This window comes from Hymenobacter jejuensis (assembly GCF_006337165.1).
Taxonomy (GTDB): Bacteria; Bacteroidota; Bacteroidia; order Cytophagales; family Hymenobacteraceae; genus Hymenobacter; species Hymenobacter jejuensis.
The window spans coordinates 1,238,830-1,252,311 of the sequence record NZ_CP040896.1 but is presented as its reverse complement, the minus strand read 5'-3'; the positions used below and the strand labels follow the sequence as shown (position 1 = coordinate 1,252,311).

The 13,482-nt window shown below is 56.1% G+C and carries 12 protein-coding genes and 1 pseudogene; 9 read left to right on the top strand and 4 right to left on the bottom strand.

Annotated features, from left to right (window positions below):
• Positions 1-42 precede the first annotated feature (42 nt).
• The 5 genes from pheT to FHG12_RS04920 all read left to right on the top strand — a co-directional run bounded on the left by pheT (position 43) and on the right by FHG12_RS04920 (position 5,547).
• Positions 43-2,535, top strand: coding sequence for a phenylalanine--tRNA ligase subunit beta (gene pheT, locus FHG12_RS04940; protein ID WP_139514673.1), 2,493 nt, complete (start codon positions 43-45; stop codon positions 2,533-2,535).
• A gap of 125 nt (positions 2,536-2,660) precedes the next feature.
• Positions 2,661-2,957 carry a hypothetical protein gene (locus FHG12_RS04935; RefSeq protein ID WP_139514672.1) on the top strand — a complete coding sequence of 99 codons (297 nt, stop codon included), beginning with the start codon at positions 2,661-2,663 and terminating at the stop codon, positions 2,955-2,957.
• A gap of 28 nt (positions 2,958-2,985) precedes the next feature.
• A complete protein-coding gene (locus tag FHG12_RS04930; RefSeq protein ID WP_139514671.1) occupies positions 2,986-3,276 on the top strand; it encodes a cell division protein ZapA in 291 nt (96 codons plus the stop codon).
• 121 nt (positions 3,277-3,397) lie between these two features.
• Positions 3,398-5,062 carry a ribonuclease Y gene (gene rny / locus FHG12_RS04925; protein WP_139514670.1) on the top strand — a complete coding sequence of 555 codons (1,665 nt, stop codon included), beginning with the start codon at positions 3,398-3,400 and terminating at the stop codon, positions 5,060-5,062.
• Between the two features lie 101 nt (positions 5,063-5,163).
• Positions 5,164-5,547: a hypothetical protein gene (locus tag FHG12_RS04920; protein ID WP_139514669.1), complete on the top strand. Its 384-nt coding sequence runs from the start codon at positions 5,164-5,166 to the stop codon at positions 5,545-5,547.
• A gap of 475 nt (positions 5,548-6,022) precedes the next feature.
• On the opposite strand, the gene FHG12_RS04915 is transcribed toward FHG12_RS04920, so the two are convergent.
• Positions 6,023-7,417, bottom strand: a complete 1,395-nt coding sequence (locus FHG12_RS04915; protein WP_139514668.1) for a mercuric reductase — start codon at positions 7,415-7,417, stop codon at positions 6,023-6,025.
• A 114-nt stretch (positions 7,418-7,531) separates the two neighbouring features.
• Between FHG12_RS04915 and FHG12_RS04910 the strand changes: the two genes are divergently transcribed.
• The gene (locus FHG12_RS04910; RefSeq protein WP_139514667.1) at positions 7,532-8,266 is read left to right on the top strand and encodes a hypothetical protein; all 735 of its coding nucleotides are present in this window, start codon (positions 7,532-7,534) and stop codon (positions 8,264-8,266) included.
• A gap of 203 nt (positions 8,267-8,469) precedes the next feature.
• Here FHG12_RS04910 and sucD read toward each other — a convergent pair whose 3' ends face one another.
• A complete protein-coding gene (gene sucD, locus FHG12_RS04905; RefSeq protein ID WP_139514666.1) occupies positions 8,470-9,363 on the bottom strand; it encodes a succinate--CoA ligase subunit alpha in 894 nt (297 codons plus the stop codon).
• 184 nt (positions 9,364-9,547) lie between these two features.
• Here sucD and FHG12_RS04900 point away from each other — a divergent pair.
• Both FHG12_RS04900 and FHG12_RS04895 read left to right on the top strand, forming a co-directional pair.
• Positions 9,548-10,522: pseudogene (locus FHG12_RS04900) on the top strand (PLP-dependent cysteine synthase family protein); the annotation flags it as partial.
• A gap of 47 nt (positions 10,523-10,569) precedes the next feature.
• Positions 10,570-10,995 carry a response regulator gene (locus FHG12_RS04895; protein WP_139514664.1) on the top strand — a complete coding sequence of 142 codons (426 nt, stop codon included), beginning with the start codon at positions 10,570-10,572 and terminating at the stop codon, positions 10,993-10,995.
• Between the two features lie 137 nt (positions 10,996-11,132).
• Here the strand turns inward: FHG12_RS04895 and ade are convergent, their stop codons facing one another.
• Positions 11,133-12,785, bottom strand: coding sequence for an adenine deaminase (gene ade, locus FHG12_RS04890; protein ID WP_139514663.1), 1,653 nt, complete (start codon positions 12,783-12,785; stop codon positions 11,133-11,135).
• Positions 12,786-12,870: 85 nt separating this feature from the next.
• On the opposite strand from ade, the gene FHG12_RS20990 reads away from it, so the two are divergent.
• Positions 12,871-13,032 (top strand): hypothetical protein, encoded by a 162-nt coding sequence (locus FHG12_RS20990; RefSeq protein ID WP_165699308.1) that lies wholly within the window; start codon positions 12,871-12,873, stop codon positions 13,030-13,032.
• Positions 13,033-13,178: 146 nt separating this feature from the next.
• Here the strand turns inward: FHG12_RS20990 and FHG12_RS04885 are convergent, their stop codons facing one another.
• Positions 13,179-13,451 (bottom strand): hypothetical protein, encoded by a 273-nt coding sequence (locus FHG12_RS04885; protein WP_139514662.1) that lies wholly within the window; start codon positions 13,449-13,451, stop codon positions 13,179-13,181.
• Positions 13,452-13,482 lie beyond the last annotated feature (31 nt).

The following is a 13,482-nucleotide window of genomic DNA, read 5'->3' as shown; positions in this document are numbered from 1 at the left end:
TCGCTATTGGCCTGCAACCGGCCCCAGACAACTACCAACTAGATGAAAATCTCTCTCGACTGGCTCCGCACACTCATTCCCACCGACAAATCTGCTGCCGAAATCGGGGCGTTGCTCACCGGCTCCGGGCTAGAGGTAGAAGGAATTGAGGAGCTGGAAAGCATTCCGGGCGGCTTGCGCGGCGTCGTGATCGGCGAAGTGCTTACCTGCCAGAAACACCCCGACGCCGACAAGCTCAGCCTTACTACCGTTGACGTAGGCGACGGTACGCCCCGCCAAATCGTGTGCGGTGCCCCAAACGTCACTGCTGGACAAAAGGTAGTTGTGGCCTTGGATGGCGCCACTTTGTATCCTTCTCAGGGTGAGCCGTTTAAAATCAAGAAGTCCAAGATTCGCGGGGCCGCTTCGGAAGGCATGATCTGCGCCGAAGACGAGATTGGCTTGGGTACGTCGCACGCCGGCATCATGGTCCTCGACACGCCGTTGCCCAATGGTACGCCGGCAGCGGAGTATTTCGGGCTGGGTTCGGATTCGGTGTTCGAAATCGGCCTGACGCCCAACCGCGCCGACGCCGCTTCGCATTTCGGGGTGGCCCGTGAGCTTCGGGCGTTGTTGCGGCAGCCCTGCCACTTGCCGGACGTGAGTAAATTCCACGCACCTACTGCACCAATTAAAAAACAGAATGTAGTTGAAATTGACCAAGGGAATTGGGTCGAAACTCGTAAAGAATGGTATGATGATACCATATCAGTGACTATCGAGGATGAAACAGGCTCGCAGCGTTATGCAGGCTTACTGCTTGATAATGTGCAGGTTGGCCCTTCGCCGGAGTGGCTGCAACGCCGGCTGCGCAGCATTGGCTTGTCGCCAATTAATAACGTGGTGGACGTAACCAACTTCGTGCTGCACGAACTGGGCCAGCCGCTGCATGCCTTCGACGCCGACCAAATCCCAGGTGGCAAAATTGTAGTGAAGCGCGCCACCGAAGGCGAAAAGTTTGTGACGCTCGACGGGGCCGAACGCACCTTGCGCGCCGCCGACCTCGTGATTGCTGGGGCCGCCGGTGAGCCGCTGGCCTTGGCGGGCGTGTTCGGGGGCAAAACCTCGGGCGTATCCGACGCTACTACCCGCGTTTTTCTGGAAAGCGCCTACTTCGCGCCCGCCGCGGTGCGCCGCACGGCCCAAACGCACCAACTCAAAACCGATGCCTCGTTCCGCTTCGAGCGCGGCACCGATCCGCACATGGTGCCCATTGCCTTGAAGCGGGCGGCGTTGCTGCTGCAAGAGATTGCGGGTGCCACGATTGCCGCGCCCATTGTGGATGTGTACCCAACGCCCATCGCGCATACGCTGGTGCGGCTGCGGTTGCCCCGCGTGGAAATGCTTGTGGGACAGTACATTGCGCCGGAGCGAATCCGCCAGATTCTCACCGACTTGGATATTCTGATTTCGGAAGAAAGCGAGGACGGCCACGAGTGGATATTGGCCGTGCCGCCGCACAAGGTAGATGTGACCCGCGAAGCCGACATCATCGAAGAGATTCTGCGCATTTACGGCTACAACCACGTAGCCTTACGGCCGCACAACTCAGCTTCCTTTCTGGCCAAGTTCCCGAATCCGGACCCCGAAGTGTTGCGCCAAAACATTGCGCGGCTGCTCAGCGGGCAGGGGTATTCGGAAATCATCACCAACTCGCTCACCAACTCGCAATACTTCGAGAAGGAAGGCCAGCCCGCCGACGAGTTGGTGCGCGTGCTCAACTACAACAGCGCCGACCTAAACGTGCTGCGCCCATCGGTGCTGCAGTCGGGCCTCGAGATTCTGCGGCACAACATCAACCGTCGCCAGCGCGACCTCAAGCTCTACGAATTCGGCAAAACGTATCAGCGCGATGCTGATGGTAAGTATCAGGAAAAGAATAAGTTAGCTATTTTCCTAACGGGCAACGCGACCGCCGAAACCTGGCAACACAAGTCTGAAAAGAGCAACTTCCACGACTTGGCTGCGGCTGTGCAACAGGTGCTGGCCGCGCTTGGGCATCCGGTGCCGGCGCCCCAGCCGGTACAGCATCCGTACTTGGCCGGTGGGCTTGCGTTATTAGCTCACAATCAGGTGGTTGCGCAACTGGGTGCGGTGGCTGCCGGCGTACTGAAGCGCTTAGATGTGAGCCAGCCCGTGTGGTACGCCGAGCTGGATTGGGATTGGCTGGTGCGCAAGTACAAGAACGCGCTTGCCGCGCGTGAGCTGCCCAAGTTTCCGGAGGTGCGGCGCGACCTGTCGCTGGTCGTGGATCGGAGCGTGACCTTTGAGCAACTGCGGCAGATTGCCGTGCGCGCCGAACGGAAACTGTTGCAAACTGTTACTGTATTTGACGTATACGAAGGCGATAATCTTGGAGAAGGCAAAAAGTCTTATTCCGTGAGCTTCATCCTTCAAGACCCTACCCAGACCTTGACTGACCAAGCGATTGATGCCGCCATGCAGCGATTGATTGGGCAGTTTGAGAAACAGGCGGGGGCCGTAATTCGGCGGTAAGTACGAACTACAGCGCGTTCGGCGTTTGCATCGGGTTTGGGGAACAGGCGAAAACCTGCCAACTTGCTCAACCGGTCCATCCGACGAACGCGCCGCTGGTCGTTCTTCTACAAAAAACAATCTGCATGGCTTCTTCTCAGCAACTTGCCCAACTCGACCGCTTAGAGCGGCAGGTGACCACGTTAGTGGCTGCTTATCAGCAGTTGCGCGAAGAACTGAGCGATGCCCACACCACCATTGAGCAACTGCGCGCCGACGTCCGCGACCGGGAGCGGCAGTTGAAGGATTTCCAGAATCAGGAGAATATTGCTAAACTTGTCAATACCATAGCAGGGGAACCTGCCAACGCAAACGAGCTGAAACTGCGCATCAACGAATATATACGAGAGATTGATAAGTGCCTTGCCTATTTGAGGGAGTAACAACCATCAAACCTCCAATCCACTACTGATGAGCGAATTATCTATTAAAATCCGAGTCGCCGACCGGGATTACCCAATGCGGGTATCTCCCACGGACGAAGAGCGCCTGCGCATGGCAGGCCGCTTGCTCAACGAACGGGTCAAGGAATTTCGCGAACAGTACGGCATTCAAGACAAGCAAGATTTGCTGGCCATGATTGCCTTATCCACAATGGCTGACCGCCTGAAGGTCAGCAAGGAAAAGGATGGCACCGATGCAGCTCTGACTGAGCGCCTTACGCGCTTAGACCAGCTGCTCTCGTCGCTAGTGCTCGGGTAGAGCACTGGTGCGGTTTCACGCCCGGCCCTGGGGGAGCAATCGGCTCCGCCATTCGGACGCCGTTCGGCAGCCTTCCGTTGTTATGGTTTTTAAATCCCACCTCCCTTAAAAACCATAGCTAATGTCTGACACTATTTATATCGTCCTGGCCGCTGTGCTTGCCCTTGTGGTCGGCATTGTGGTGGGGCGCCTGCTGGCCGGAAAGGCTAGGCAGGATCACGAAGCCGAAGCTCGCTCCCGCGCGCAGCAAGTGCTGCAGGAAGCCGAAGAAAAGGCCAACCGCATCCGCGACGAGCGGATTCAGCAGTCGAAAGACAAGTTCCGCGGTCTCAAAAACGAATTTGAGCAGGAAAGCCGCCGCCAAAAGCAGGCCCTCGATCAGGAACTCACCGAGCGCCGTGCTGCCGTGGTAGAGCAGGAGCAGAGCATCAAGCAACTGACCCAGACTACCCAACGCCAACTCGAGCAGCTGCAACGCAAAGAGCAGGAACTGGAAACGACCCGCGAAAAGCTGCAAAATGAGTCGCAGCAGCAACGCGAAAAATTCGAAGCCCAGGAAGAAAAACGCCGTCTGACGCACGAAACTCAAATCGCTAAGCTTCAGCAAAAAGAAGCTGACTTGGACGAGAAACGCCACGCGATTCAGCAACAGCTCGAAGTCATCTCGGGCCTGACGGCTGCCGAAGCCCGCGAGCAATTGGTAGAATCGTTGAAAAACGAAGCCCAGATTCAGGCCAGCAGTTACATCAAGGATGTAGTAGCACAGGCCAAGCTGTCGGCTACGAAAGACGCCAAAAAGGTAGTGCTGGAAACCATTCAGCGCACCGCCGCCGAACACGCCATCGAAAACTGCGTGTCGATCTTCAACATCGAATCCGACGATGTGAAGGGCAAAATCATCGGTCGGGAAGGCCGTAACATTCGGGCGCTGGAAGCCGCAACCGGCGTCGAGATTATTGTCGACGACACGCCTGAGGCCATCATCATCTCCGGCTTCGACCCCGTGCGCCGTGAGGTAGCGCGCCTGTCGTTGCACTTGCTGGTGAAAGACGGACGCATTCACCCGGCTCGCATTGAAGAAATCGTGGCCAAAACGCGCAAGAATATCGACGAGGAAATTGTCGAAATCGGCGAGCGCACCATCATCGATCTGGGCATTCACGGCCTGCATCCGGAGCTGATCAAGATGGTGGGCCGGATGCGTTTCCGCTCGTCGTATGGCCAAAACTTGCTGCAACACTCGCGCGAAGTCGCCAACCTCTGCGCCACGATGGCCGCTGAGCTGGGCCTGAACGTGAAGCATGCCAAACGTGCTGGCTTGCTACATGATATCGGCAAAGTAAGCACCGAAGAGCCTGAGCTTCCCCACGCCATTTTGGGCATGGAGATGGCCAAGAAATACAAAGAGCATCCCGACGTAGTGAATGCCATTGGCGCTCACCACGACGAAATCGAGATGACGGCCATGATTTCGCCGCTGGTTCAGGCCTGCGACGCCATTTCCGGCTCGCGTCCCGGCGCCCGCCGTGAGATGATGGAAAGCTACATCAAACGCCTCAAGCAGCTCGAAGAAACAGCCGTGTCGTTTGACGGGGTGCTGCAATGCTACGCCATTCAGGCTGGCCGTGAGCTACGCGTAATGGTGAACGCCGAAAACGTAACCGACGAGCGCGCCCAGGAATTGAGCTACGAGATCTCGCAGAAAATCGAGAAGGAAATGCAGTATCCTGGCCAGATCAAGATTACCGTGATCCGGGAAATGCGCGCAGTGGCTTACGCCAAGTAACTGACAACCCCATGCCACGTTTTGAAGCGGCCGTAGCTCTTAGCTACGGCCGCTTTTTTGTGTAAGTGCTTTATTGGTAAGTATTTGATTGATAATTATTTATGAAAATAGATTTACCGAGCTTATTACAGTTCCTGCTTCTGAGTGCGTTGCTGACAAGCTGCTCTGTGTATGCGCCCGTGCAGCCTACGGTGCCGCAGTTAACTGTCCGAGGCCAAGCCGAAGTCGTTGCCTTGGTGCATCTGAATGGCCAAGTAGGAGGTTCGGTAGCCTACTCGCCGCTTCGCTATGCCACGGTGCTAGCTACTAGCTATTCCAAATCTGATTCACGCGATACCACTTACTTCCGCAACCGGCAGTTTGAAGTTGCAGCGGGCGGGTATCACCCCATTGGCCGGCGCTTTCTGATAAGCGCTTTGGGCGGCTACGGGCGCGCGAAAAGCGCGCGGGGATTCCGCGAAAACCGGCATCCTTTTCCAACCTGATCCTTCGCTTACTGAATATCGCAGCCGCTATCACAAGGCTTTCGGCCAACTGGCTTTTAGCTGGGAAACTGACCACGTACTACTGGGGCTGGCTTATCGCCTGACCAACGTCACGTTCGAGTCGCTTACCTACAACGGGCAATCGTTCGGTATGCGGCACATGCTACGCAGCGAGCCGAGTTTTATAAGCAGGGTAGGTTCGTCGTATTTGCAGCTGCAAGTGGCTACGGGTTTGTCGGTGGTGCCCAATTATTCAAACGCCAAAGGATATGCCGATACCCGCTACATTCGGGATATAAAAGAAAGTAACTGGTACACAAGCGTCGGATTGGTCTTTTATCCGCACCGCTTGCCTAAGCATAGCAAGGATAAATAGAGTTGTGTAAATTATTGAAATACAATTAGTTGACAACAGATACTAATGCTTTTATCAGCGATAGTTTTGTTGCAAAACAGGAGGAGCGTCTATTATCATCTATTTTGGCTTTTCCAGCTTCGCAAACATGTTGTTCAGCGCCTCGGCCCAGGTTGGGTGGGCAAATACGGTGTCCTGAAGCGTGGTATAAGGCAGCTTGCCGGCCATGGCGAGCTGTAGCATCGACATGATTTCGCCACCCTGCTCGCACAGAATCGCCGCGCCGATGATCTGGTCTTTGTTGTCCACCAGCACTTTGAAAAAGCCGGCGGTCTGGGCGGTCTGGCGGGCGCGGCCGATGTACTGCACCGGCATCGTCGCTACCCGATACGGGATTTTCTTTTCCTGCGCCTGCGATTCGGATAGGCCAATGCGACCCAACTGCGGCTCGGTAAACACGACGTAGGGCAGCGGTCTTTGCTTGGCGGAGCGGCGCTTGCCTAGCAACAGATTGTCGCGGATGACGCGGAAATCGTCGTAGCTGATGTGGGTAAACTGCGGTCCGCCGTGCACATCGCCCAGGGCGTACACGCCGCGCACACTCGTTTCGAGCCGACTGTTTACCTGAATGTAGCCTTGCTCATCCGTCTTGATTCCGACTTTCTCTAAGTCAATCGCATCTGTGTTAGGGCGCCGGCCGGTGGCTACGAGCAGGTGCGTACCCCGCAGGCGCCGCTCGCCGGCGCGCGTATGCACCGACACGGTAATTGCGCCTTCGTCATTGCACGAAACCCGATGCGCCCGAGCGTTGAGCACAAATTCCACGCCTTCCGCTTCTATCAGTTCCTGCATGCTGCGGCATACGTCATCGTCTTCGTGCTCCAGCAGCTCTGCCCCCGATTCTACCACGGTCACGCGGCTGCCGAAGCGCCGAAACATCTGGCTGAACTCCAACCCAATGTAGCCACCTCCCAGAATGATCAGATGCTCAGGTACTTCTTTGATATTTAGTATGTCATTGGTGGTCAAATAGATATCTTTCGACAGGCCATCGATTTCCGGGATGTTGGGGCGGGTGCCGGTGTTGATAAAAACCAGCGGGGCCGTAACAGTTTGCTCTTTGCCGCCAGCCAAGGCTACGCGCACGACATGGGGCTCGGTAAAGGCCGCGTGCCCGTTCAGCACCGTGATGCCTTTGTGCTGCTGCTCCAAGTTTTTCCGGATGCCGTCGCGCATTTCCTGAATAACGGCATCTTTACGCGCCACAATGGCCGCCATATTCACCTGTGCTTCTCCGGCTTGTACCCCAAAGTCAGCGGCCGTGCGGATGTGGTGGGCGCGTTCGGCCGAAGCCAGCATGGTTTTGGTAGGCGTGCAGCCGTAATTGATGCAAGAGCCGCCCAGCAGGTTTTCTTCCACGAGTACCACGCGCCGCCCGGCGTCGGCAAAAGCAGTGGCCAGGGGGTTGCCGGCTTGCCCGGAACCAATGATAAGTACGTCGCAGGAAATAGGCATTGGAAGCTGAGCATTAGAGAAATATGTTTGCTATACGGCCGACTGCGTGCGGTGGCCACACAACGAAAATTCGATCTTATCGTTTTGCCCTCATCCTTCGCCCGCCGTTCAAGCATGATTTTTCGCCTCCGCTACCTTTCGCTGTTTCTGCTGCCTTGGCTCGCCAGCTGCTCGTCTCTGTATTTTCCGCCGCCGCCGCAAGTGCCGCTGTTTACCCAGAAAGGCGAGTTTAGCGGCGGCATTCACACCGACTGGAGTAGCAATACCTCGTTGCAGGGCGCGTATGCCGTAGGCGAACACATCGGCGTGATAGGCGACGCCTCTTTCCTGCATTCCAACAAGCGCAAAAAAGCCGAAGACTTTGATTTCGGCGAATTCGGCGCCGGCTATTTCACGCGCATCCGCGACCGGCGCGTGCTGGAATTTTACGGCGGCTATGGTTTCGGCAAATCCAAGCGTGTGGAGCGCGACAGCCGCGCCGGTGATGTAAATCTGAGTGTGCAGGGCAACCTAACCAAGTACTTCCTGCAAGCCAACTACAGCTCGAAAGAAAGCACGACCTGGCACTTTTTCGACCGCGACTGGCCCGTCAGTTACGGCACGGCGCTTCGCCTGAGCTACATGCAACTAACTGATATTAAGTTAAATAACGCATATCATGAGCCGGAGGACAATATTTTCCTGGAGCCCATTACCTACACTCGGGTGCAAGTGCTCGGGCCGGTGCAACTTCAATTGATCAGCGGCAGCAACTTCGGCCTGCGGCACCGAAAATATTTAAAAGCCGCGAACTCAGTGTTCCAATTAGGAATCGTGGTGAACTTAGGCGGGCAGGAAGGGAAGCGGTAAAGCGTAGCAATTTTGGCGCTGTAAGGCCGCATTGCACGCACCCTTCGTTGAACGGAACGAGCCTCGTTTGCCAACATTGTTAACAACGGCGGGCGTCTGCAAGGCGCCCCAACTGTGCTAGCTGTCTTATCACTGCACTCATTTAACAACAAAAAAGCCCCGACGTGAGCCGGGGCTTTTTTGTATTTAGAAAAGCAAAAAGCTTACGCTTCTACTTTGTCGCCTTGCAGCACGCGCAGCATCGTGTCGCCGATTTCGGCCGGCGAATCCACTACGTGGATGCCGCACTCGCGCATGATGGCCATTTTGGCCGCAGCGGTATCATCGGCGCCGCCGACAATAGCACCAGCGTGACCCATGCGGCGGCCGGGAGGTGCCGTTTGGCCCGCGATGAAGCCCACAACCGGCTTCTTGTTGCCGGTTTCTTTAATCCAGCGAGCTGCTTCGGCTTCCATGCCGCCGCCGATCTCACCGATCATCACGATGCCCTCGGTTTCGGGGTCGTTCATGAGCAGTTCCACAGCTTCTTTGGTGGTCGTGCCAATGATTGGGTCGCCGCCGATGCCGATGGCCGTAGTCTGGCCCAAGCCAGCTTTGGTGAGCTGGTCAACTGCCTCATACGTCAAAGTGCCTGATTTAGAAACGATTCCAACGCGGCCTTTCTGGAAGATGAAGCCGGGCATGATGCCTACTTTGCATTCGCCAGCGGTCATTACGCCGGGGCAGTTGGGCCCGATCATGCGCAAGCCGTCGCGGCCTTTCAGGTATTCCTTCACCGCAATCATATCCTTGGTCGGGATACCTTCCGTGATGGTGACAATGACTTTGATGCCGGCGTCGGCCGCTTCCATGATGGCGTCGGCCGCGAAAGCCGGGGGCACGAAGATGATGCTCGTGTTGGCGCCGGCTTGCTCTACCGCCTCAGCCACAGTGTTAAACACGGGGCGATCGAGGTGCCGGGTGCCGCCTTTGCCGGGCGTCACGCCACCTACTACGTTGGTGCCGTACTCAATCATTTGCTGGGCGTGAAACGAGCCTTCGGAGCCGGTGAAGCCCTGCACAATCACTTTGGAATCCTTGTTGACCAGAACACTCATAGGAGAGGGGTTAGAGGATAATTCGGTTTGAGGTGGGAAGTGCGACGGCCTCGCTGGGCTGCCGACCCACAAAAGTAGCCTTTTTTGGGCCCGCGGCAAGACCCGAATTTGCCGGGTTCGAGGGTGCTCCAAAGGTAAATTCGTACCTTTGCGGTCCTCTCTTACAAACCGCCCACCCAACTCTATGTATCTGAATCACATAGTCGAAGCCATTGGCAACACGCCGCTCGTTAAGCTCAACAAGGTAACCGAAGGCATTCGGGGCACTGTGCTGGCCAAGGTCGAATACTTTAATCCTGGCAACTCAGTGAAGGACCGCATGGCCTTCAAGATGATCGAGGACGCCGAAAAAGCAGGTCTCATCAAGCCTGGTGGCACCATCATCGAAGGCACCAGCGGCAACACCGGGATGGGCCTGGCGCTGGCCGCCATTGCCAAAGGCTACAAGTGCATCTTCACGATGAGCGACAAGCAGGGTAAGGAAAAGCAGGATATTCTGAAAGCCGTTGGTGCTCAGGTGATTGTGTGCCCCACCGACGTGGCGCCTACCGATCCGCGCTCCTATTATTCGGTGGCCCGCAAGCTAAACGCTGAGATCCCGAACTCGTTCTACCCCAACCAGTACGACAACCTCTCCAACACGGCGGCCAACTACGAAAGCACTGGCCCCGAAATCTGGACGCAAACCGACGGCAAAGTGACGCACCTTGCCTGCGGCGTGGGTACGGGCGGCACCATTTGCGGCATCAGCCAATACCTAAAGGAGCAAAACCCGAACGTGTTTGCGCTGGGCCTCGACACCTATGGTTCGGTCTTCAAGAAGTATAAAGAGACGGGAATTTTCGACGAAACGGAGATTTACCCCTATAAAACCGAAGGAATCGGGGAAGATATTCTGCCTCAGAATGTTAACTTTGACCTGATCGACATGTTCCTAAAAGTTAGCGACCAGGACGCCGCCGTCATGACTCGGCGATTGGCCAAGGAAGAAGGCCTTTTTGTGGGCTGGTCGTGTGGTTCGGCGGTGCACGGGGCGCTGGAATACGCCAAAGAGCATCTGAAAGAAGACGATATACTGGTGGTTGTGCTGCCCGACCACGGCACTCGCTACCTCGGCAAAATCTACAACGACGACTGGATGCGCGAGCAGGGCTGGTTATAGCCTCTGTCAACCGGCATGACGTCCTCACTTACAGCTTTATAACAATGACCAGAAAGCTCCGCAACGTGGTGTTGGTGGATGATAACGAAACCACCAGCTTCCTGAACAATCGTCTTCTGAGCCGTTTGGGCGTCGCTGATCAAGTGCTGACCTTTTCTCAGGCTGAGCAGGCATTCGATTTTTTGTGGGGTGCCGGCCGCGACCAATCCCATACCGTAGCGACGGACGTCCCGGAACTGGTATTCGTCGATCTGAAGATGCCGGGCATGGATGGCTTCGAATTTCTGAAGCTCTACAGCGCTCTCCCGCAGGATGTAAAGCAGAAAACGGTTTTGGCTGTGCTCACAACGTCCATGCACTCTGCGGATACCATTCGCGTAGCCCAGCACGAAGGCGTGGAGTACCTGGCCAAGCCGCTCACGGAAGAGAAGATGCAAAAGCTGCTGAAGAAGCGCTTCAACGAAAACTAATACGGTAAACCGTCAATACAAAAGGCCGCCACTCTGAAGAGTAGCGGCCTTTTGTATTTGTATAATCCGGCTTTTAAAGATTCTAGTATCATTTGAAAGTTCTTGATTATCAACCCTTTGCAAATGGTGCTAGTTGTCTATACAACAGCATCTACAAACTGAAACGCTTCGCCGTCGAAGAGGCCTTTGTCGCTGAGTTTCAGACTCGGAATTACCAGTAACGCCATGAAGGACAACGTCATAAAGGGCGCTTCCAACGGGCTGCCCAGCTTTTTGGCCAGCGCATCGACGGCGGCGTAGAGCTTGGCTACTTGATAGCCATCGTGGTTCGACATCAGGCCGGCTACGGGAAGGGGGAGCAGCAACTCTTCGCCATCGGCGCCGACGGCCGCTAGACCACCTTTGGCTTCAATGACTAAGTTTACGGCGCGGACAATGCTGTCGTCGTCGCAGCCGACGGCCGTGATGTTGTGCGAATCGTGGCCCACGCTTGAAGCCAGCGCCCCGGATTTCAGCCCAAACCCAGTGATAAAAGCCACTGCCGGCGGTGCTGTCGCGTAGCGATTGACGACGGTGAGCTTGAGCACATCCTGCGCAACATTGGGCACAACCAGGCCTCCGATGATGGAGGCAAGGAGGTCTTGCCTTTTAGTAATTAATTGACCATCAAAGCATTGTATCACGCGCGTGGTGGCTACTTCGGCCGGTGCCTTCACCTGGAAGTCGGCGGCAGTGAGGGGTTCGGCCTCGAAATTATTGACCACTTTGCTGGGCACTGCCGAAATTAAGGTGGTGCCGTTTTCAGCCACTAGCTCCCCGTTGAGATAGGTTTGGCGCACCCGAAATTCCTTCAGGTCCTCGACCACGATAAAGTCGGCAGGGTCGCCTTCGCGGAGCAGGCCCACCGGCAGACGGTAATGCAGCACGGGGTTCAGGCAAGCCACGCGCAGGACTTTCAATACATCCTGGCCGCGGGCCACCGCGCGTTGCACTAGCTGGTTGATGTGGCCCAGCACGAGCGTATCGGGGTGCTTGTCGTCGGAGCAGAACATCATGTGTTCGTAATGCTCTGGCAATAAATCAATTAACGCGTCGAAGTTGCGCGCAGCCGAACCTTCACGAATAAGGATGTGCATGCCGCAAGCCAGTTTGTCGAGGGCTTCGTCGGCGGTAAAACATTCGTGGTCAGTGGTGATGCCGGCTGCGGCGTAGCGGCGCGCCTCGTCGCCGCGCAGGCCGGGCGCGTGGCCATCGACAGGGCGGTTGTAGCGCTGAGCCAGCTCAATTTTGCGACGGACATCTGGATCGTGGTGCAGCACGCCGGGCCAGTTCATCATCTCCGCCAAGTAGCCGATGGCCGGGTTCTGAAACAGCTGCTCGATATCCTCCGCCGTGATAATTGCCCCAGCCGTTTCGAAAGGCGTAGCGGGTACGCAGGAAGGCGCCCCAAAACAGAACTTGAAGGGTACATGCTGCGCGTTTTCCAGCATATATTCCACACCCGCCACGCCCAGCACATTGCCTATTTCGTGCGGGTCGGAAACCGTGGCAACGGTACCGTGCGTGACCGCCAAGCGGGCAAATTCGGCGGGCACCAGCAGCGAGCTTTCCACGTGCACGTGCGCGTCCACGAAGCCGGGCAGCGCGTAGGGCAGCGCCGGGTCGGGTGTGGCTGCGCCAGTAGGCTTGATGCTGCGGATCTGGCCATCCGCTACGTGAATCTCGGCTGGCGATATCGTGTTGTTAATCAGATCGATATAGTTGGCGCGCAGGTGAAATTTGGCAGGCATAAGCTAGGAAGCGAGCAGTATAAAATGGGTGTTGCTGAACAGCAGGCGGGTAAAGAACCTTATATTTGCGGGAAAACCCATAGCCGTGAATAAGATTGTAACGATGCTGTTGGCTGCTGCGCTCTTGGGCACCGCAATGGCTTCTACGAGTTGCGCCCGCCGCACGACCCAAGAGCGCAAAACGCGTGCATTTCAGCGCCACCACAAGCCCGGCGATCGTATGCCTTGTCCCACGCACGATTGCTAAGTTCTTGTAAATAAATAACTTGTGAAACGGCTGAGCTTGCCTGCGTAACAGAGTTAAATTCCCTGAGGCAATTTATTCGCCTGATTTGGGAGAGCAGTCCGTTTCCTCTTCATTACTACATGCCCGATTCATCACCTCTTGCACAACTACAAGCCGCGGCCGAAGCCGTGCGGCGGCAGTTGAATCTTGCCACCTACGATGTGCAGGCTGTGCAACACTTGGAGCAATTCATTGAAAGCCAGCGGCCCAGTATCAAGGACACAGAGCGTGAAGGAGTCATTAATGCGTTGGGGTGCTTCTTGGGCCAGTGCATGGTCGAGACGTACAAGGGCGAATGGGCTGCTGGCCCCGACAAAAGCACGGGCGTGGGCATCAACGGAACCCATTTTTTCAATCCATTTTACCGTGTGTCCCAGCAACTTAGCTGCGGCTTGTCAGAATCGGTAGCAG